General features: G+C 64.2%; 2 protein-coding genes. Both read right to left on the minus strand.

Features of this window, described 5'->3' with window-relative positions; all coding sequences use genetic code 11:
* Window positions 1-88 precede the first annotated feature (88 nt).
* Window positions 89-11,842, minus strand: a complete 11,754-nt coding sequence (locus tag AC3WWR_RS17020; protein ID WP_492598904.1) for an amino acid adenylation domain-containing protein — start codon at window positions 11,840-11,842, stop codon at window positions 89-91.
* Window positions 11,842-22,821 (minus strand): amino acid adenylation domain-containing protein, encoded by a 10,980-nt coding sequence (locus AC3WWR_RS17025; protein WP_492598905.1) that lies wholly within the window; start codon window positions 22,819-22,821, stop codon window positions 11,842-11,844. The genes AC3WWR_RS17020 and AC3WWR_RS17025 overlap by 1 nt, the downstream gene beginning before the upstream one ends.
* Window positions 22,822-22,862: the final 41 nt, after the last annotated feature.

Consider the following 22,862-nt stretch of genomic DNA (forward strand, 5'->3'; position numbering starts at 1 on the left):
ATAATCAATCTTGTAACGAGCGACGCTCCCCCAGAGGTGAGTGCGGTCATCTGTGGCGAGGGGATAAATCCCCTCGCCACAATTTTTGTCATGCAGTCGCTAAGCGATGCTCCAGCAAGTCGTCCAGTTCATTGAGCAATTGATCACCACGCAGCAACTCGTAGTGCCCGCCCGCCAACAGACGATCCACTCCGTGATGCCCCACCTGGGCCTCGAACACCCGGCGTTCGTCGTCGCGCCCGGCCATCCACCATCGATGGCTGCCAACCTGTACCTTCGGCAATTGTCTCTGGGCCAAGGCGAGTTGTTTGAGCGACGAGCCAGTGGCGAATATCTGCGTCAGTTCACTAGCGCCCAGTGCTGCGTGGTCATTAGCGCCGTGCATGGCCGCCTCGATCACCGCGGCGGCGCCTTCGCTCTCGTTGAGGCCTTGGGCTTTCAAGGCAATCAATGCCTGTGCTTGTTCAGACGGTTGACCGAGGACAAACTTCAGGAAGTCCGCCAAATCTTCGCGCCAGTCCCCCGCTTCGGCGGTACCCGCCACATAACTGTCGACCAGCCCGGCGAAGGCTACCGTCTGCCCCTGGCTCTCCAGTTCATGGGCGACCAATTGCGTCAACGCGCCACCCAGCGACCAGCCGAGCAGGTAGTACGGGCCTTGCGGCTGTTGCGTGCGAATGCGCTGGGCATAGGCCTGGGCCATGGCCAGCAACGACGCATCCTGCCATTGCGGGTCGAGCAGCATGCGGCATTGCAGGCCGTACACCGTGCGCCGTCCTTCCAGGCGGCGGGCCAGGGGCTCGTAGTCGAACACCGTGCCGAACCCGGCGTGCAGGCAGAACAGCGCCGGCACCTTCGCCACCCGGCCATTCAAGGCCAGCAACGGGTCCGGCGCACTCGAAGTCTCGGCAGCCTGGTAGCCACTGAGTTCAGCGATGCAGGGTTTCTGCATCAGGTCGCGCAGTTTCAATTCGAAGCCCAGTTGTGGCTGGCTACGCACCCGCGAGATGACTTTGAGCACCTGCAATGAGTCGCCGCCGAGTTCGAAGAAGTTGTCGTCGATGCCCACTTGCGGCACACCCAATACCTCTTGCCAGATCGTCGCCAGCGCGCATTCCAGCGCGTTACGCGGCGCGCGGTAACCGCCAAGCGTCCATTCCGGCACCGGCAGTGCGCGACGATCAAGCTTGCCGTTGGCCGACAGCGGGAAGCGCTGCAGCACCAGGATCCGCGCCGGCACCATGTAGTCCGGCATCTGCGTTTGCAGCTCGGCCTTCAAGCGCCGATCCAGCCCGGCAGCGGCAGCGGCCACTACATAACCGACCAACTGTTTGCCAGTGGGCGTGTCATGCACCACCACGGCGGCATCCTGCACCCCTGCGCAATCACGCAGACGGGCTTCGATCTCGCCCAGTTCGATACGGAAGCCGCGGATCTTCACTTGCTGGTCGAGCCGGCCGAGGTAGTCGATCAACCCACACTCGCGCTGGCGCACCAGGTCGCCGGTGCGGTACATGCGACCACCGGCCGCGAACGGATCGGCAACGAAACGCTCGGCGCTCATGCCCGGGCGCAGGTGATAACCCCGTGCCAGGCATTCGCCGCCCAGGTACAACTCGCCGCTGACGCCGACCGGCAACGGATTGAGGTCGGCGTCGAGAATGTACAGGCCACGGCCCGCCACACCACGACCAATCGGCGCATAGGCCGCCTCGCAGGTTTCGCTGGCTTGCGCACGCCACAGCAGCGGCGTGACCACGGTTTCGGTCGGGCCGTAGCCGTTGACCAGACGCTGCGGACGCAGGGCGCGCTTGACCTGCTCGAAGCTGGCGTCCGGCACCGCATCACCGCCAAAGCAATACACCTCGACCGCCGGCGGATTGCCCAGGCGCTCGGCCACTTCGGCCATCTGTTGCAGGTACGCCGGCGGGAAGCAGGCGACGGTGACGTTGTGGCGATGCAGCACCTCCAGGGTCTGTTCCGGGGTCCACAGATTGTCCTCGCGAATCACCAGGCTGCCACCGGCCAACAGCACGCTAAGCCAGCGTTCCTGGGCACCGTCGAAGGCGAACGACATGAAGTGCAGTTCGCGGCTGCGCGGCGCCAGTTCGTAGAGGTCGATGATGCCGCGACAATGCCGGGCAATCGGTCCACGTTCCACCGCCACGCCTTTGGGCTGGCCGGTGGAGCCGGAGGTGTAGATCAGGTACGCCAGGTGCCCCGGCAGTGGATGGGAAACCGGGCACTCGGTGTTGCCAACCAGGCTCGTCTGATCAAGCAACACGCGTGGCGGGCTGGCGGCCAGTACCAGGCGATCCCCCAGGTCGCTGTCGCACAGCAACAGGCTGGCGGCCGAATCATCGAGCATGTAGGCCAGGCGCTCGGCCGGGTAGGCCAGGTCCAGCGGCAGATAGGCCGCACCGGCCTTGAGCACGGCAAGGAACGCGACGATGGTGCGTTCCGAACGGGGCAAGGCCACCGCCACCAGGCTTTCCGGGCCAATGCCTCGACTGATCAACAACTGCGCCAGCGCATTGGCCTGCTGTTCAAGATCGGCGTAGCTGACTTCGCGATCCTCACAGAACAAGGCGATTTTCTGCGGTTGGCTGCGCACATGCTGATTGAAGCTGTGCAGCAGATCAGGGTTGTCGCTAAAGGCTTGCGGCAGGCTCACGCGCGCTTCGGGCAGGCCGATGTTACCGAGCAGACAGTCCGCATCCTCCGGCAACAAACGGAGCAAACCTTCCAACTGTGCGCGAATGCGCTGCACTTCCTGTTCACTGAAGCGATCTCGCAGGTACAGGTACTCGACTTCCAGGCCCTGGTCGTTGGCGCTGACCATCAAATCCATCGGGAAGTTGGTGACGCCGCCGCTGCCGACTTCGGCGAAGCGCAGCTCACCTTCCTCGCCCCCTTTCAAGGCACGGTCTACCGGATGGTTTTCAAACACGATGATGCTGTCGAACAGGCCCTGGCCACCCTGCCCGGCCCAGCGCTGCACGTCGGACAATGGCGTGTGTTCGAAGTCGCGCACGGCCAGGTTGTAGTCCTGCAAGTCACGCAGCCACTCGCCCAGCGGCTGGTGCGGGTCGAGGACCTGAATCACCGGCAAGGTGTTGATGAACAGGCCGAGCATGTCCTCGGCACCGGCCAGCCCCGTCGGCCGCCCCGCCACTGTCGCGCCGAACGCCACGCTACGCTGGCCGCTGTGACGTTGCAGCAGCAACAGCCAGGCGCCTTGCACCAGGGTGTTGAGGGTGACGCGCTGACGCTTGGCGAAACGGTGCAACTTGCGCGTCGCCTCGGCGTCGAGGTCACTGTACATCACGCCGTGACCGGAACCTGCGGCACCCGAGGCCGAGGCCAGGATGGTCGGTGCCTCGAGCGACGCCAGGCGCTCACGCCAGAAGCTTTCTGCCTGCGCCTGGTCCTGGCGTTGCAGCCAGGCGATGTAGTCGGCGTAACGCCCGGTCAGCGCCGGCAGGCTGTCGTGGTGGTACAGGCGCAGCATCTCGCCGAGCAGGCGCGAGGCACTCCAGCCATCGAGCAGCAGGTGATGGTAGATCCAGATCATCTGGTACCGTTCTTCACCCAGGCGCACCAGGACAAAGCGCATCAGCGGCGGGCAGCTCAGGTCGAAACCCTTGGCCTGTTCGGCGGCGGCCAGTTCGCCCAGCGCCTTTTCTGTGTCGCTGTGCTCACGCCAGTCGAGTTCCTCGATCGGCAACTCGACGCTGGCGAACACCGCTTGCAGCGGATCGGCCAGGCCATCGCGCCAACGGAACGCGGCGCGCAGGACTTCATGACGCTGGATCAAGGCTTGCCACGCCGCGCGGAATCGCGGCACCTGCAAGCCGTCCACTGCCACGCTCAACTGGTTGACGTAGGGGTTGAGCTGCGGCGATTCGAGGCAATGGAACAGCATGCCCTGCTGCATCGGCGACAGCGGATACAGGTCTTGCAAGCCTTCGCGGGCGGTGGAATCGATGTGCGGCACCAAGGAAAACTTCTCGACTGCAGGCACTTCGACCAACAAGGCTTCACGACGGCTCGCCACCGCGGCCAGTGCACGAATGCTCTGCTGCTCGAACAACTGCTTGGGACTGAACACCAGTCCGCGCTGCCCGGCCCGGCTCACCGCTTGCAGCGAAATGATCGAATCACCGCCCAGTTCGAAAAAGTTTTCGGTGACGCCCACCGAGTCCAGGCCGAGCAAGTCCTGCCAGATGTCCACCAACAGCGCTTCGGCAGGCGACGCGGCGGCCACTTGATCCTGAGTGTGTCGAGTCGCCTCAGGCGCTGGCAAACCCTGTCGATCGAGCTTGCCATTCGGCGTCAGCGGCAACGCGGCCAGGCATAGCAAATGCGCTGGCAGCATGTGCGCCGGCAAGCGACTGCGCAGGTGCGCGGTCAATGCATCCTGCAGTTCCTGTTCGTCAGCCAGCGGATCGCGCGGCACCACGTAGCCCACCAGTTGCCGGCCCACCGGACCGTCGCGATCAATCACAAAGGCTTCACGCACGCCTTCATGTTCGAGCAGGCAGGCTTCGATTTCGCCGAGTTCGATACGGAAGCCGCGAATCTTCACTTGCTGGTCGATACGGCCGAGGTATTCGACGACGCCATCGGCACGGAACCGCGCCAGGTCGCCACTGCGGTACAGACGCGCCCCCGGCACGAACGGATCGGGCACGAAGCGTTCGGCAGTCAGGTCAGGACGCTGGTGATACCCACGGGCAACGCCCTCGCCGCCCAGGTACAACTCACCCGCCACGCCAACCGGCAACGGCTGCAAACCGCTGTCGAGGATGTAGGCACTGCGGTTGCCCACCGGCCGGCCAATCGGCATGAACGCCGAGTCGAATTCGGTCTCCGGATAGGCCAGCCAGATCAGCGGCGTGATCACCGTTTCGGTCGGGCCATAGCCGTTGATCAGGCGCTTGGGTTGCAGGACTTGCTGCACTTCGTCGAACGCATGCTTGGCCATCCCTTCACCGCATGGGGTGTAGGAGCGGATCGGCAGATCACGTCCCGCTTCGCCCATGAAATCGGCGATCTGCCCCAGGTAGCTGGGGGTGAAACAGGCGATGGTGATGCCGTGCTTTTCGATCTCGGCGCAGGTGCGCTCCACGCTCCACAACTCGTCGTCGCGCGGCATCACCGCCGAACCGAACACCAGGGGCGTCAGCCAGCGCTCGTGGGCGCCGTCGAAGCTGATCGAGGCAAATTGCAGCTCGCGATCGTCCGGGGTCATGCCGTACAACTCGCCGATCTTTACGCAGTGCATGGCCAGCGGGCCGTGGGCCACGCTGACGCCTTTGGGCCGCCCGGTGGAACCCGAGGTATAGATCAGGTAGGCGAGGTTTTCGCCACAGGTCAGGTTGACCGGGTTGCTGTCGGGCATCCCCTCAAGCGCTTCGCGGTCGATTTCCAGCACCGGCAAGCCTTCGGGCAGTGGCAGTTTTTCCCGCAGCCAGGATTGGCTGACCAGCAGGGAAATGCCGCTGTCTTGCATCAGGTAGCGCAGGCGCTCCGCCGGGTAGGCCGGGTCCAGCGGCACGTAGGCACCGCCGGCCTTGAGGATCGCCAACAGGCCGATGATCATCTCTGGCGAGCGCTGCATGGCCAGGCCGACCCGCTCTTCCGGGCCGATGCCCAAGGCGCGCAGGCGATGGGCCAACTGGTTGGCGCGGCGGTTGAGTTGGTCGAAGCTCAGTTCGAGGTCACTGAAGATCAGCGCCGTGGCGTCAGGTCGGATAAGGGCCTGGGCCTCGATCAGTTGATGCACGCACAGCGGATTTCTTTCTGCGGTGAACGGCGGGTTCCACTCCAGCAATTGCTGCGTGCGTTCCACCTCGGTCAGCAGGTCCAGCTCGCTCAAGGCCGCTTGTGGTGCAGCCACCATCGCCGTCAACAACGCGGCCAGGTGCTCGCTCATGCGCACGATCGCCTCGCGGCTGAAGTGGCTGCACTGGTAGCTCCAGTTGATGCTGAGTTGGTTTTCCGCGGTGGCCGCCAGGGTCAGCGGGAAGTTGGTGCGCTCGTGGTTTTGTGGAATCGAGAAACTCAAGCCAGCCGGTGCGCCCTGCTGCAAGGCCTCGGCCACCGGGAAGTTTTCGAACACCAGCAGGCTGTCGAACAGCGGCTCGCCGGCACGTCCGGCCCAACGCTGGATATCGCCCAGCGCGGTGAACTCGTGCTCGCGCAGTTCCAGGTTCTGCGCCTGCAAACGCGTCAGCCATTGCTCGACACTTTCGATGGCGTCCGGACTGCTGATCACCGGCAGGGTGTTGATAAACAGGCCGAGCTGGCTTTCGGCGCTCGGCAAGTCCACCGGGCGCCCCGCCACCGTGGCGCCGAACGCTACGCTGCGCTGGCCGCTGTAGCGTTGCAGCAACAGTGCCCACGCACCTTGCACCAAGGTGTTGAGTGTCACTTTCTGCTGCCGGGCAAAGTCGCTGAAGCGCTGGCTGGTGGCGACGTCGAAGGTCTGGCGGTGATCGGCAAATGCCGTGTTCGCCCGGTTGTTGAAGCCCATGGTCTCGGCCAGCAGCGTCGGGTTGTCGAGACTCGCCAATTGCTCGCGCCAGAACAGCTCGTCAGCTTCGTCATCCTGGCGTTGCAGCCAGCCGATGTAGTCGGCGAATCGCCCGGTGGGTGCGGGTACATCCTGCCCGGCATAACGCTGCAGCACTTCACTGAGCAGCAGCGAATTGCTCCAGCCGTCGAGCAACAGGTGATGGTGGGTGTAGACCAGTTGCTGGCGCTCGTCGTCCAGGCGCACCAGGGTCAGGCGCATCAGCGGAGCGCGGGTCGGATCGAGTTGCAGGCGTTCGCTGTCGATCAGTTGCGCCAGCGCATCGGCCTGATTCTCGCGGCCACGCCAGTCGAGGCAGGTCATCGGCAATGGCAGATGACGATGCACCAGTTGCACCGGTGCCTCGAAACCTTCGGGGAAGTGGAAACTGCTGCGCAGGATCGCGTGGCTGTCGAGCACGGCTTGCCAGGCGCGGTACAAACGATCGGCATCGAGGCCACGGGCTTCGACGCTGAGTTGGTTCACGTAGGCGCCGGATTCGGATTGGTACAGGCTGTGGAACAACAGGCCCGCCTGCATCGGCGACAGCGGGTAGACATCCTCGATCTGCGCAGGCGGCACTGGCAGCGCGTCGAGTTGTGCCTGGCTCAAGCGCGCCAGCGGGAAGTCCGCCGGGGTCACGCCACCTGCGCCGTCGCTCAGGCAATGGTCGATCAGCGCCAACAGTTCAGCGCGGAAATCGTTCGCCAGGGTTTCAATCTCGCGCAGCTCGAAGCACTCGCGGCTGAAGGTCCAGTCGAGTTTGAGTTCACCGCCATAGACCTGGCCGTCCACCGACAGCCAGTTCGGCAACGGTGCATCCGCCGATTGCGCGGCGCCGCTGGATTCGCGTGCAGGCGTGAACAGCGCGTCCTCGGCGAAGCTCTGGTCGAACTGGCCGAGGTAGTTGAAGGTCACCCGCGCTTGCGGCAACGTGGCCAGCGTCGCTTGCGCCGCTGCATCGCCCAGGTAGCGCAACAGGCAGTAGCCCAGGCCTTTGCCGGGGATGTCCCGCAGTTGCTGCTTGATCGCCTTGATCGAGCCGCCGAGGTCGGCCGTCGGCGTCAGGCGCACCGGGTACAGGCTGGAGAACCAGCCGACGGTGCGGGTCAGGTCGATGTCGTCGAACAGTTCTTCGCGGCCGTGGCCTTCGAGCTGGATCAGCGCCGATTCGCTGTCGGTCCATCGGCTGAGGGTACGAGCCAGTGCGGTCAGCAGCAGGTCGTTGACCTGGGTGCGATAGATCGCCGGGGCTTGTTGCAGCAGCTGGCGGGTCTGCTCGCGGTGCAGACCGATGCTGACGCCTTGGCGCAGATGCCCGGCCTGATTGGCTTGTGCATTGGCCGCCGGCAACGAATCGCTGGCACCGTGCAGGTGACTCTGCCACCAGCTCAATTCCTTCATGGCCGTTTCGGACTTCGCATAAGCATTGAGCTTGTCCGCCCAGGCCTGGAAGGCACTGGTCTTGGGCGGCAGGTCCTGGCCTTGATACGCGGCCTGCAAATCTTCCAGCAGCACGCGCCAGGACACCCCGTCCACCGCCAGGTGGTGGATGACCAACAGCAAACGTTGCGAACCATCGGCCTGGGCGATCAGCGCCACGCGCAGCAGCGGCCCGTCTTGCAGGCTGAGGCTGCGCTGGGCTTCATCGCACACCGATTCCAGCGACGCATCACTGGCGACGCGGGCAGTCCAGAGCATGTCGATGACATCGGCGCTGTCGGCGCCGACATAACGCGCCGACCATTGGCTGTCGACCTGGCTGAAACGCAAGCGCAGGGCATCGTGCTGCTTGAGCACACGTTGCAGGGCGCCTTGCAGGCGCGGCAATTCGAGGGTTTCGCGCGGCGTCAGCAACACCGCCTGGTTCCAGTGGGCCCGCTGCGGGATCGGTTCTTCGAAGAACCAGCGCTGGATCGGCGTGAGTGTTTGCACGCCATCCACCGACCCTTGCTGCGCCAGCGGTGCGGCTTGTTCTTTCACCACCGCGGCCAGGGCTTGCAGGGTTTGCTGTTGGAACAGGTCGCGCGGTTGCAGGCCGAGACCGGCACGCCGTGCGCGGCTGACCACCTGGATCGAAATGATCGAGTCACCGCCCAGTTCGAAGAAGTTGTCCTGGCGCCCGACCTGCTCCAGGCCCAGCACGTCCTGCCAGATCTGCGCCAGCACGCGCTCGTGTTCGCTGCGCGGGGCTTCGAACGCGCGCTGGCTGACCTGGGCGGTGGGGGCCGGCAGGCGCTTGCGCTCGAGTTTGCCGTTGGGGCTCAGGGGCATCTGTTCGATCAGCACGGTCTGCGCCGGCACCATGTAGTCCGGCAGGCTGCCGAGCAGGTGGCTTTTCAGGGTTTCGCGCCAGGCGCCTTGCTGCTGCGCATCGGCGCTGACCAAGCCGCGATCCTGCGGCACGATGTAGGCCACCAGTTGCTTGCCGCTCGGGCCGTCGAGGGCCAGCACCACGGCTTCCTGCACGCCGGCATGTTCTTGCAGGCGCGCTTCGATTTCCCCCAGCTCGATACGCAAGCCGCGAATCTTCACCTGGTGATCGATCCGTCCGCAGTAGTCGATGGCACCGTCGGCGCGGTAGCGCGCCAGGTCGCCGGTGCGGTACAGACGCTCGCCGCTGCCAAACGGGTCGGCCACGAAACGCTCGGCGGTCAACGCGCCACGGCGATGATAACCCCGGGCCAGGCCGATACCGCCCAGGTACAGTTCGCCCAGCGCGCCCAGCGGCAAAGGTTGCAGTTCGCTGTCGAGGATCAAGGTGCGCAGGTTGGCGATCGGCCGGCCGATCGGCACGCTGTCGCGCCCCTCTTCCACGCACGTCCAGTGGGTCACGTCGATGGCCGCTTCGGTCGGGCCATACAGGTTGTACAGTCGGGCTTGCGGCAGGCTGCGCAGGGTCTGGCGTTGCAGTTCCATCGGCAATGCTTCGCCGCTGCAGATGATGCGGGTCAGCGAGGTGCAGGCCAGCGCCTCATCGGCAGCGATGAAGGCCGAGAGCATCGACGGCACGAAGTGCAGCGTGGTGATGGCTTGCTCGACGATCAGTGCAGCGAGGCGTTGCGGATCGCGATGCTCGCCTGGAGCGGCGATCACCAGCGTCGCGCCTTTCATCAGCGGCCAGAAAAACTCCCACACCGACACGTCGAAACTGAACGGTGTTTTTTGCAGCACGCGGTCGCTCGGCAGCAAGTTGTAGGCCTGCTGCATCCACTCGAGGCGGTTATGCAGGGCTACATGACGGTTGCCCGCACCTTTCGGTTTTCCGGTGGAACCGGAGGTGTAGATCATGTAGGCGAGATTTTCGCCGACAGCCAGGTTGGGCAGATCATCGCCCGGCAGTTCGCTCAGCCACTCGGAATGCGCTTGCAGGCAGAGGGTGCGCACGCTGTCCGGCGTCGGCAGTTGCGCCAGCAGGTGTTCCTGGGTCAACAGCAGGGAAATGCCGCTGTCCTCGATCATGTAGCCCAGGCGATCGAGCGGGTATTGCGGGTCCAGCGGCACGTAGGCGCCGCCGGCCTTGAGGATCGCCAGCAGGCCGACGACCATTTCCAGCGAACGCTCGCAGGCGATCCCGACGATCACTTCCGGGCCGACACCCTGGGCGCGCAAGTGGTGGGCCAGGCGGTTGGCGCGCAGGTTGAGCTCGGCGTAGCTCAGGGACTGGCCCTGGAACACCAGCGCCGTCGCCTGTGGATTTTCCATCACTCGCGTTTCGAAATGCCGCTGTACGCAGACTTCGCCTGGATAGTCTTGAGCGGTGTCGTTGAGGTCGTCGAGGATGCGCAGGTGCTCGTCGGCATCGAGCAACGGCAATTCGGCCAGCGGGATTTGCGGGTTCGCCAGCACCCCGGCCAGCAGGTTGCGCCAATACCGGGCCAGGTGCTCGATGCGTTCGGCGTCGAACAGGTCCGTGGCGTAGGTCAGGCTGGCGAACAGCTTGTCGCCCTCTTCCTGGGTGTCCAGTTGCAGGTCGAACTGGGTGGTGTGCGCCGTGGCGTTCAGCACCTCGACACGCAGGCCGGCGAGCAAGCCGCTGACCGCTGCGGGTTTGGCCTGCTGGTGGTTGAACATCACCTGGAACAACGGGCTGTGGCTCAAGCTGCGTTCGCCTTGCAGGGCCTGCACCAGGCGCTCGAACGGCAAGTCCTGATGGTACTGGGCATCCAGCGCAAAGGCGCGGGTCTGCTCGAGCAACTGAGCGAACGGCAGCCGGCCATCGAGTTCGGCGCGCATCACCTGGGTGTTGACGAAGAAGCCGATCAGGCCACGGGTTTCCGCGCGATTGCGGTTGCCGATCGGCACGCCAATACGCAGGTCGGACTGGCCGCTGTAGCGATAGAGCAAGGCCTGGAAACTGGCCAGCAACAGCATGAATGGCGTGACGCCGCGCTGTCTGGCCAGGGACATCAGGCCGGTGGCGAGCGAGGCATCCAAGGCGAAGTCCAGACGAGCGCCGCGCTGGCTCGGTTGTGCCGGACGCGGGCGATCGATGGGCAACTCCAGCAACGGCTGTTCGCTGCCGAGCTTTTCACGCCACCAATCGAGTTGACGTTCAAGCTCGCCGGCTTCCATCCAGCGCCGCTGCCAGGCCGCATAGTCCGAATACTGGATCGGCAACGCTTCAAGTCCAGCGCTCTGGCCTTGGCAATGGGCCGCGTAGAGCCTTGAGAACTCTTCGACCAGCACGCCCATCGACCAGCCATCAGTGACGATGTGATGCAGGGTCAGCACCAGCACATGGTCATCAACGTCCAGCTGTAACAAGCTGACGCGCAACAGCGGGCCGTGTTGCAAGTCGAACGGACGGGCAATCTCCGCCTCGACTTTTTTCATCGCCGATTCAAGGCGTAGCGCTTCGGGTTCGGCGCGCAGATCGTGCTGTTCGATGGGCAGCGTGTTGAAGCTCGCCAGGGCTTGCATCACCTGGCCGTCTTCCTCGACAAAACGGCTGCGCAGGCTCTGATGACGCTCCAGCAGCACGTCGAAACTCTGTTGCAGCGCCGCAAGGTTCAGCGGCCCCTGCAGACGCAGGGCCACAGGAATGTTGTAGGCGCTGCTCTGCGGGTCGAGCTGCCAGAGGAACCATTGACGCTGCTGCGCATAGGACAATTCGAAAGTCGCTTGCGGCGTGGTGGCGGGCGGGATCGGCAGCTGGCCGAAGCTCACGCCCTGCTCCTGCATTTTTGCCAGAAACTCACGGCGCTTGTCGGCCGGCAGGCCAGCGAAGCGGGAGGCGATACGCGAGGCGGTGCTGTGTTCCATCAGTTAATCTCCATCTCGTCCAGAAGCGACTCAAGCGCATCCAGGCGTGCATCGTTGTCAATCGGGGCGTGTTGCCAGGCGTTGGCGGCATAAGCCTGAAGGTCGTTACTTTCGAACAGCACGCGCAGCGGCAGCTCGATGCCCAGTTCCAGTTCCACGCGGGCACTGGCCTGGGCGGCAAGCAGCGAATGCCCGCCCAATTCAAAGAAGTTGTCACGCCGCCCGATCCGGGCCACGCCCAACACCTCGGCCCAGATCGCCGCCAGCTGCTGTTCGAGCTCGCCCTCGGGGGCTTCGAACGGGCGCTGCCAGGTTTCGGCATCCGGCAGCGGCAAGGCCTTGCGGTCGAGCTTGCCGTTGCTGGTCAGCGGCAAGGCATCGAGCAACAACCAGTGCCTAGGCACCATGTAATCCGGCAGATCGACGCTGAGTGCGGCGCGCAGGGTGTCGCGCCAGGCGATCGGATCATTCGAAGTGAGTTCGGCGACGACGTAGGCGCACAGCTGCGGACCGCCGTCATCGACATGCACGCTGATCACCGCCTGACGCACGCCCGGTTGCGCCAGCACGGCCGCTTCGATCTCGCCCAGTTCGATGCGGAACCCGCGGATCTTCACTTGCTGGTCGATCCGCCCCAGGTAGTCGATGCTGCCGTCGGCGCGCTGGCGCGCCAGGTCGCCGCTGCGATACAGGCGCTGCGCCGCATCGAAGGGGCTTGGCACGAAACGCTCGGCGGTCAGGCCGCTACGCCCGTGATAACCGCGCGCCAGGCCGGCGCCGGCGATGTACAGCTCCCCCGCCACGCCCACTGGCACCGGTTGCAACTGACTGTCGAGCAAGTACCAGCGCAGGTCGCGGATCGGCAGGCCGATCGGGCTTTGCGCCTTGGCATCGAGGTCGGCCAGGCGGATCGCGCGGTAGGTCACGTGCACCGTGGTCTCGGTGATGCCGTACATATTCACCAGCGTTGGTTGTTGGTCGCCGAAGCGTTCGAACCAGGGACGCAAGCTGGCCACTTCCAGCGCTTCGCCACCGAAGATCACCTGGCGCAACGCCAGGCTGCGCGGACTGGCGCAGGCAATCGGCAACAACTGGCGGAACGCGGTCGGGGTCTGGTTCAGCACCGTCACCCCTTCATCGCAGAGCAAGCGATGAAACGCCTGCGGTTCGCGACTGATGTAGTACGGCACGATCACCAGGCGCCCACCGGTGCACAACGCGCCGAATAACTCCCACACCGAGAAATCGAAGGCGTAGGAGTGGAACAGGGTCCAGACATCGTTCACGCCGAAATCGAACTCGCCAGCAGTGGCCGTGAGCAGGCGCCCGACGTTGCCATGGCTGAGCAAGGCGCCTTTTGGGCGGCCTGTGGAGCCGGAGGTGTAGATCACGTAGGCCAGATTGTCCGGGCTTGCCAACGGCGCCAGGTTGTCGGCGCTGTAGCGGTCCAGCTGCAACGCCGTCAGATCAAGAACCTGCACGCCTTCGCGGGCCGGCAAGCCGTCGATCAGGTGAGATTGGGTCAACAGCAACCCAATGCCGCTGTCATCGATCATGTAGCTCAGGCGCTCGACCGGGTATTGCGGGTCCAGCGGCACGTAGGCGCCACCGGCCTTGAGAATCGCCAGTAAGCCGACCACCAGCGGTATTGCCCGCTCGGTGGCGATACCGACCCGCACTTCGGGGCCGACACCCTGCTCGCGCAGTTTGCGCGCCAGGCGGTTGGCCTCGGCGTTGAGCGCGGCGTAGCTCATCTGCTCGCCTTCGCAGGTCAGTGCGATGGCGTGTGGGCGTTGCGCGGCCTGGGCTTCGAACAGCTGATGCAAGGTGGGCGATTGCGCTTGTGCCTCGAAGGTCGGATTCCAGTGCTGGATCAATTCGCCGTATTGCGGCGCTTGCAGCAGCGGCAATTCGGCGACGCGCTGCTGTGGGTTTTCGACCACTGCGCGCAACAGGTTCAACCACTGTTCGGCGAAGCGCTGCATCGAGGCCTCGTCGTACAGGTCGGTGGCGTAGCTCAGGTTGGCGTCCAGTTCATCGCCCTGCTCCTGGGTATCGAGCACCAGATCGAATTGCGCGGTGTGCTGCTGCCAGTGCAGGCGCTCGACCTGCAAATCGGCCACCGCGCGCTCGACACTGGCGCCGAGTTTTTGCTGATGGTTGTAGAGCACCTGGAACAACGGACTGTGATTGAGGCTGCGGTCCGGTTGCAGTGCATCGACCAGTTGCTCGAACGGCAAGTCCTGATGAGCCTGCGCGTCCAATGCCGTTTGCTTGACCTGTTGTAGCAAGGCGCTGAACGGTTGCTGCCCGTCGATCTCGGCACGCAGCACCTGGGTATTGATGAAGAAGCCGATCAGGCCTTCGGTTTCCAGGCGTGAACGCCCTGCACTCGGCACGCCGACGCTGATGCCCGACTGCCCGCTCTGGCGGTGCAGCAGGGTCTGGAAACTTGCCAGCAACAGCATGAACAGCGTCACTTGCTGTTCTTGCGCACGCTCGCGCAAACCGGCCAGCAGCTGGCGATCGACGTTCAACGCCAGGCTGGCGCCGCGCTCGCTGCGCCGGACCGGACGGGTCAGTTCGCTCGGCAACGCCAGCGGCGCCTGGCTGCCCGCCAGTTGGTCGCGCCACCACGCCAGTTGCCGCGCACCCTCGCCGGCTTCCAGCCAGTCGCGCTGCCAACGGGCGTAGTCGCTGTAAGCCACCGGCAGTGCCTGCAGGTTGGCAGCACGCTCTTGCACGGCAGCCTGATACAGCGCGCTGAATTCATCGACCATCACCTGCATCGACCAGCCATCGGCGGCGATGTGGTGCACGGTAAGCACCAGCACATGGTCTTCGGCGCTGACGTGCAGCAGCAAACAACGCCACAGCGGGCCATGGCGCAGATCGAACGGCCGGGCGATTTCTGCGGCCACCGCAGTGTTGATTGCCGACTCATTGATGGGCTGTTCATTGAACTGCAACGGCAGCTCGACATGCACCACCGGGCGCGCCTGCTGGCCCTTCTGTTCGAAGGTGGTGCGCAGGGTTTCGTGGCGAACCTGTAACTGGGCGAAGGTTGTGCGCAGGGCCCGGCGGTTCAGCGGGCCTTTGAGGCGCAGCGCCGCCGGGATGTTGTAGGCCGCGCTGTGCGGGTCCAGTTGCCAGAGAATCCACTGGCGTTGCTGGGCGTAGGACAGCAGGCGCGGTTGATCGTCCGATGCGCGTTGCAACGGTGGTTGGCCGCTGAGGTTCGCTTGCGCCGCATGCTTGGCGAACTCCGCCAGATTCGCCGCAGAGAACAAATTGCTCACCGACAGCTCAAGTTGCAGTTGCTGGCGTACACGGGAGATCACTTGCAGCACCAGCAATGAATGGCCGCCGAGCTCGAAGAAGTTGTCGTCGCGACCGACTTTCTCGACCTGCAGCACGGCTTGCCAGATCTGCGCGAGTTGCGTCTCCAACCCTTGCATCGGGGCAACAAAGTCGCGTTGCACATCGCCCGCTTCAACCCGTGGCAAGGCCTTGCGGTCGAGCTTGCCGTTGTTGTTGAGCGGCAACCTGTCGAGCAGGACCATGTGGTTGGGCACCATGTATTCCGGCAACGAGCGCTGCAGGACGGCTTTGAGCCCTAGCAGGTATTGAGCCTGCAAAACCACCGTGCTGCTGGCGACGATGTAGGCCACCAATTGTGTGCCGTCCTGGGCGATGACGGCGGCTTCGCGCACCTCGTCCCGGGCTTGCAGGCAGGCTTCGATCTCGCCCATCTCGATGCGGAAACCGCGAATTTTCACTTGATGGTCGATCCGTCCGACGTACTCCAGATCGCCGTTACCGTTGTAGCGCGCCAGGTCGCCGCTGCGATACAGCCGTGCGCCCGGTTCGCGGGCGAAGGGATCCGGCAGGAAACGTTCGGCGGTCAGCGCCGGGCGGTCGAAATAACTTTGCGCCAGGCAGGCCGGTGCGCCGATGCACAACTCGCCAACGCCGTCGGCCGGCAGTAGCTGGCCGGCAGCGTCCAGTACGTACAGCGCACGGCCAGGGATGCCGCGACCGATTGGAATGCCAAAGGCATCGCTGGCATCGGCCAATCGGCATTCATGCACGCTGGACACCACGGTCGCCTCGGTCGGCCCGTAGGTGTTGAGCAGGCGCACGTGGCTCAAACCCGCTTGATGCCACAGGCGCAGGCCTTCCACCGACATGGCTTCGCCACCGACGTGTACCTGGCGCAAGTCGCCGAGGCTTGGCACGACACCGCTGGCGCATTCGCGGGCCAGCAGGAACCAATAAGCGGCCGGCAAATCGGCAACCGTCACGCCCTGCTCGACGATTTCGGTGGCCAGTCGGCCAGCGTCCCACAGGTCATCGCCGCGCATGATCAAGGTTGCGCCGACGCAGAATGCCGGGAAGCATTGTTCGACGAAGCCGTCGAAGCTGAAAGTGGCAAATTGCAAGACGCGATCGGTTGGTGACAGCCTTGAATAGTCGGCGGCGGTCTGACAGAACTCGCGCAGGGCGGCGTGGGTGATGGCGACGCCTTTGGGTTGGCCGGTGGAGCCGGAGGTGTAGATGATGTAGGCGAGATCTTCGGCGGCTGGTCGGGCCTCTTCGCGAGCAAGCTTCGCTCCTACAGGGGTTGTGGTGTCTTCGAGGGTTAGGCGTTGTACGTTTGGCACATCTTCGAGCAGGCCGGATTCGTGGAGCAGCACGTCGAGGCGGCTGTCTTCGATCATGTAGGCCAGGCGTTCGGTTGGGTATTTCGGGTCGAGGGGGACGTAGGCTGCGCCGCTTTTCAGGACCGCCAGCAGGCTGACGATCAGTTGCGGACCACGGCGCACGGCCAGGCCGACACGCTTGCCGGGGCCGGCGCCGTTGTCGATCAGGCGCTGGGCCAGGTGGTCGGCTTGGGCATCGAGTTGGCCGTAGCTCAGGCTGTGGCCGTCCACTTGCAATGCCAGTGCATCGGGCGTGGCGGCGGCTTGCGCGGCGATTTGTTGGTGAGCCAGAAGCGTTGTGGATAACTCAACCGCAGGCGGTTGGCTGATCGCGAGCACCGCGTTCTGGCCGTCGACATCGAGCAGTTCCAGCGAGCCCAAAGCCGCCTCTGGCGATGCCACCAATTGCATCAGCAGGTGCTGCAAATTGGCTGACAACTGGGCGATCTGCGTCGCGCTGAAACGCGCCGCGTCATAACTGAACTCCAGCCCCAGGCCTTCGCCCAATTCGATGCCCAGGGTCAACGGATAGTGGGTGCGCTCGTGGTTGTGCAGGTTGGCGAACGACAACCCGGCCGGCGCGCCCTGTTTCAGCGCTTGGGCCACCGGGAAGTTTTCGAACACCAGCAAGCTGTCGAACAACGCAGCCCCCTGCTGCCCCGCCCAGCCCTGAATGTCGTACAGCGGCACATGCTCGAACTCGCGCATGGCCAGGTTCAGGCCTTGCAGTTCGCCCAGCCATTGGCTGACGGTCTGGTCCGGTTTCATCGCGCACACCAGCGGCAAGGTGTTGATGAACAAGCCCAGCTGTTGTTCGATCCCCGGCAACGGCGCCGAACGTCCGGCCACGGTGGCGCCGAACACCACGCAATCCTGGCCGGTGTAGCGTTGCAGCAACAGGCTCCAGGCCGCTTGCAGCAGGGTGTTGAGGGTGACTTTGTGCTGGCGGGCGAAGTCGGCCAGATGCTGGGTGGCGCGGCAGTCGAGTGTGAGGCGATGCTCTTCGCTGCCCGTCGCGTCTACCGGTGGACGCAAGGCTTCAGCCAGCAAGGTCGGCGCTTGCAGCGGTGCCAATGCGGCTTTCCAGAACTGCTCGCCGGCAGTTGCCGATTGCTGTTGCAACCAGCCCAGGTAGTCGCGGTATTGACCGGCTGGCACTGGCAGCGGCTGGCCGGCGGCGTAGTGCTGGATCACTTCGGCCAACAACTGTGCGTTGCTCCAGCCGTCCATCAGAATGTGGTGACTGGTGTGGATCAAGTGCCAGGCATCAGCGCCGGTACGTACCAGTTTCAGGCGAAACAGCGGCGCCATGCCCAGCTCGAATCCTTGCGCGCGCTCGGCGTCGGCCAGTGCGTCGGTGTCAGTGGCTTCAAGCACTTGGAGCGGCAACGCGACCTGTCGGGCAATCGCCTGATGTGCGGTATCCAGGCCTTGCCAGTGGTAGCTGCTGCGCAGGCTGTCATGACGCTCGACCGCGGCTTGCCAGGCGCGGGTAAATCGCTCGATGTCCAACCCGCCGATGTCCAGGCGCAACTGACTGATGTAGGCGCCGACCTGCGGTTCGTACAGGGTATGGAACAGCATGCCCTGTTGCATCGGCGACAGCGGATACAGGTCTTCAAGATTGGCAATGGCGAGCGGCAGCCCGTCCAGTTGCGCCTGATCGATGCGCGCCAGCGGGAAGTCCGATGGCGTAGCTTGCGCGGCTTCAACGGTGCAGCAATGTTCGATCAGCGCGATCAGTTCCTGCGCGTAAACGTCGGCCAGTCGCTGGACGGTCGCAGTGTCGAACATCTCACGGCTGAAGCCCCAGCTCAGGGACAATTCGCCGCCGTAGACCTGACCTTCAACCACCAGCCAGTTGCCCAGTGGGGCCGACGGGTCCTGCGCGATGCCGTTGCCTTCGGTAGACGGGGTGAACAACGCCCCTGCTTCGAACTGACGGTCGAACTGCCCAAGATAGTTGAAGGTGATGCGCGGTTGCGGCAACGCCGCCAGTTCGGCGCGTGCCTGTGCGCTGCCAAGGTAGCGCAGCGCGCCGTAGCCCAGCCCCTTGTCCGGGACGCTGCGCAGTTGTTCCTTGATGGTTTTGATCGACGCGCCGAGATCGGCAGCGGGTTTCAGGTTGACCGGGAACAGGCTGGTGAACCACCCCACGGTGCGCGTCAGGTCGACGTCATCGAACAGGTCTTCACGGCCATGGCCTTCGAGCTGGATCAGCGCGCTGCCTTGCCCGCTCCAAAGGCAAACGGCGCGGGCCAGTGCGGTCAGCAACAGATCGTTGACCTGGGTGCGGTAAGCCGCCGGGGCCTGTTGCAGCAGCTTGCGGGTTTGCTCGCTATCGAGCTTGAGTTCGAGTTTATGTTCGAAGCGGTTTTCCAGCGCGCCGTTCGGGCATTCGCATGGCAGGTCATCTGGCGCGTCTTGCAGTTGATTCTGCCAGTGGCCGAGGCTGCGCTCAAAAGCTGGCAGATGCGCCTGCAAGCGCGTGACCCAGCGCTGATACGAGCTGGTTTTCGCCAATGCGGTGCCGCCGTTATAGAAGTGCTGAAGGTCTTCCAGCAGCACACGCCAGGACACACCGTCCACCGCCAGATGGTGAACTACCAGCAGCAAACGCTGGCTGCCGTCAGCCATTGAAACCAGCAGTGCACGCAGCAACGGTCCGTTGTGCAAATCGAGACTGCGCTGGGCTTCGTCGCACAAAGTGCTGAGCTGCTCGACCGATTGTGCCTGGTGTTGCCACAGCACCGAGTCGGTGGTCGGCGCGGCATAGGCCTGCTGCCAGCCGCTATCTGTCTGTTGATAACGCAGGCGCAAGCTGTCGTGATGGGTCAGTAAATGTTCCAGGGCACGATCCAACGTTTCGACGTTCAACGCCTCGCGCGGTACCAGCAATAGCGACTGGTTCCAGTGCTGGTGCTCTGGAATTGCCTGTTCGAAGAACCACCGTTGCACCGGCGCCAACGCCACCGCGCCACTGGCCGGGCCTTGGTCGATCAGTTGTTGCTCGCCACTGCGCGCCGCCTGGGCCAGGCTGCGGATGGTCTGGTGCTGAAACAGATCCTTGGGGCTGAGCAGGATCCCGGCCTGCCGTGCGCGGCTCACCACCTGCATCGAGACAATGGAGTCGCCGCCCAGCTCGAAGAAGTTGTCTTCCAGGCCGACGTTGTCGATGGCCAGTACGTCCTGCCAGATCGCCGCGAGAGATTTTTCCTGGGCACTGCGTGGCGCGACGTGTTCGCGTTGTTGCTGGCTCCCGTCCACCGCCGGCAGCGCCTTGCGGTCGAGTTTGCCGTTGGGGGTCAGCGGCAGTTGCTCGAGGAACAGCAGGAACGCCGGGACCATGTAGTCCGGCAGGTGCTGACGCAAGGCCGCTTTCAGGGATTCACGCAGGGGCGCCTGCGCGTCGAGGTCGTCCAGCATCGCCGGATCGGTCGGCACGATGTAGGCCACCAGTTGCTGACCGTTGATACCGTCCTGGGCCAGCACCGCCAGTTCGCGCACAGCATCCTGCTGCAACAGCTGCGCTTCGATTTCACCCAGCTCGATACGAAAGCCCCGGACCTTGACCTGATGGTCGATACGGCCGATGTACTGCAGGGTGCCGTCGGCCTGATAACGGGTCAGGTCACCGCTGCGGTACAGGCGTTCGCCGCTGCTGGAAAACGGATTGGGCACGTACTTTTCAGCGGTCAGGCCTGGCCGTGCCAGGTACCCACGGGTGATGCCCGCGCCACTGAGGTACAGCTCGGCGGATACGCCTTGCGGCACCGGTTGCAGATCCGCATCCAGCAGATAGCTGGCGGTGTGTTTGAGCGGGCGGCCAATGTTGGCGTGGCCACCGGCCTCGCGGCGGGTCCAAGTGGAATAGGTGGTGTCTTCCGACGGACCGTACAGGTCAAAGACGTGCTCGACGCTCGGCTGCCGGTACAGCGCGTCCACCAGGCTTTGTTTCAACGGTTCACCGGCGAGGTTGATGATGCGCACGCTCGACGGGATCTGCCCGTCGCGCTGCAACGCGTTGATCGCCGACGGCACGGTGTTGATCAAGCGCACCTGATCCCGGGCCGGCAGCTGCGGCAACTCCAGGGCGTTGCGGGCAATGATCAGCGATCCGCCGTTGGCCAGGGTGACGAACAGTTCCCACACCGACAGGTCGAAGCACACCGAGGTCGACGCCAGCACGCCTTGAATGTCGTCGCGGCTGTACACCGATTGCGACCAGTCGATCAGCGCCAACACGTTGCGATGGACAATCGCCACGCCCTTGGGCTTGCCGGTGGAACCGGAGGTGTAGATCACGTAGGCCAGGTTGTCCGGCGTGACGCCGGTGACGGGGGCGCTGATGGGGTAAGCCGCCAACGAGAGGCTGTCCATCAGCAGTACTTGGGTATCGCTCGCCACGCTCAGGGATTTGGCCACTTGCGCTTCGGTCAGCAACACCAAAGCACGGCTGTCTTCGAGCATGTAGGCCACGCGTTCGGCGGGGTAATCCGGGTCCAGCGGCACGTAGGCACCACCGGCCTTGAGCACCGCCAGCAAGGCCACCAGCAGGTGCTCGGAACGCTGCATGGCCACGCCGACCCGCACTTCCGGGCCGACGCCGAACTCGATCAGCTTGTGTGCCAGGCGATTGGCCTGCTGGTCGAGTTCGCTATAAGTCAGCTGGCGGGTGGCGAAGGTCACGGCAAGCGCATCCGGGGTCGCCTTCACTTGCTGGCCGATCAGCTCATGAATACAAAGGTCCTGGGCGCAGCTGTCGTCGGCCCGGTTCCAGTCATGGACGATGAGTTGGTATTCGGCTTGTTCCAGCAGCGGCAAATCGCTGATGCGCTGCTGGGTATCGCTGACCATGCCCTGTAACAGGTGCGTCCAATGTTGCGCCATGCGCGCGATGGTCGCGGCGTCGAACAGGTCGTGGGCGTAGGTCAGCGCGGCGTGCAGCCTGCCGCCTTTTTCGTAAGTGTCCAGGGTCAGGTCGAACTGGGTGGTGCGCCCTTGCCACTCGATCGTTCCCAGCACCAGGCCGGACGCCGTGGTCACAGTGGAAATGTCCGCGACCTGCGGCTGGTGGTTGTACATCACCTGGAACAACGGCGTATGGCTGAGGCTGCGTTCCAGCTTCAACGCTTCGACCAGGCGCTCGAATGGCAGGTCCTGGTGGGCCTGGGCGCCGAGTGCAGTTTCCTTGATACGGCGCAGCAGTTCATCGACCGTGGCCTGGCCGTCCAGTTGCGTACGAAGCACCTGGGTGTTGACGAAGAAACCGATCAGCCCTTCGATCTCGGCGCGGTTGCGGTTGGCGATCGGTACGCCGACGCGGATGTCGGTCTGTCCGGTGTAGCGGTGCAGCAGCACGTTGAAGGCGCCGAGCAGGAGCATGAAGAGAGTGATGTTGTGTTTCTGCGCGGTGGCCCGCAGTTGCTCGGCCAGTTGTCCGTCAACGGCGAACTCGTAGCGGGTGCCGCGATAGCTTGGCATCGCCGGGCGCGGGTGATCGGTGGGCAGCTCCAGCACCGGATGTTCGTCGCCCAGTTGCACCTGCCAGTAGTCGAGCTGACGCCCCTGTTCGCCCGCCTCCAGCCAGCGGCGCTGCCACAGGGCGTAGTCGCTGTACTGGATCGGCAAGGCTGCCAGTTGCGGTTGCGTACCGGCATCGAAGGCGTCGTAGCAGCGGATGAATTCGTCGATCAGCACGTTCATCGACCAGCCGTCGGACACGATGTGGTGCAGGGTCAGCAGCAGGACGTGTTCCTGTTCGGCAAGCTTGAGCAAGGTCACGCGCAACAACGGGCCAGTGCCCAGGTCGAACGGCAGCACCGATTGGCGCTCGGCGGCTTCGGCCACGGCCTGCTCGCGCGCGGCGGCCGGCAAGGTACTGAAATCCACCTGTTCGATCAGCAGCGGCGCCGTGGCCGGCACTTGCAGCAAGCTGTCGTCGGCCTGCACGGCAAACACCGTGCGCAAGGTTTCGTGGCGCGCCACCAGGCTGGCGAATGCCTGCTCCAGCGCCGACAGGTTCAGGCGGCCGGTCAGGCGTACCGCACCTGGCAAGTTGTAGGCGCCGCTTTGCGGGTTCAGCTGCCAGAGAAACCACATGCGTTGCTGGGCGTATGACAGCGCCTGGCGATCCTCGGCCTCGACGCCGGCCGGGATCGGAAACCGGGCGAAATCCACGCCCTCCTTGTGCAAGGCCGCGAGGAACATCTGGCGCTTTTCCAGGGGCAACCCGATAAACCGGCGAGCAAGTTTCAAGGAGTCTTCAGCATTCATTTCTCAGCATCCGGATCAGTAGGCAGGAAGCACAAAGGCAC

This window comes from Pseudomonas sp. EB271-G4-1 (assembly GCF_058791355.1).

Bases quoted from the DNA above. Each gene is read 5' to 3' on its own strand.
- AC3WWR_RS17020 (WP_492598904.1), bottom strand. From the start codon at position 11,842: ATGGAACACAGCACCGCCTCGCGTATCGCCTCCCGCTTCGCTGGCCTG.
- AC3WWR_RS17025 (WP_492598905.1), bottom strand. From the start codon at position 22,821: ATGAATGCTGAAGACTCCTTGAAACTTGCTCGCCGGTTTATCGGGTTG.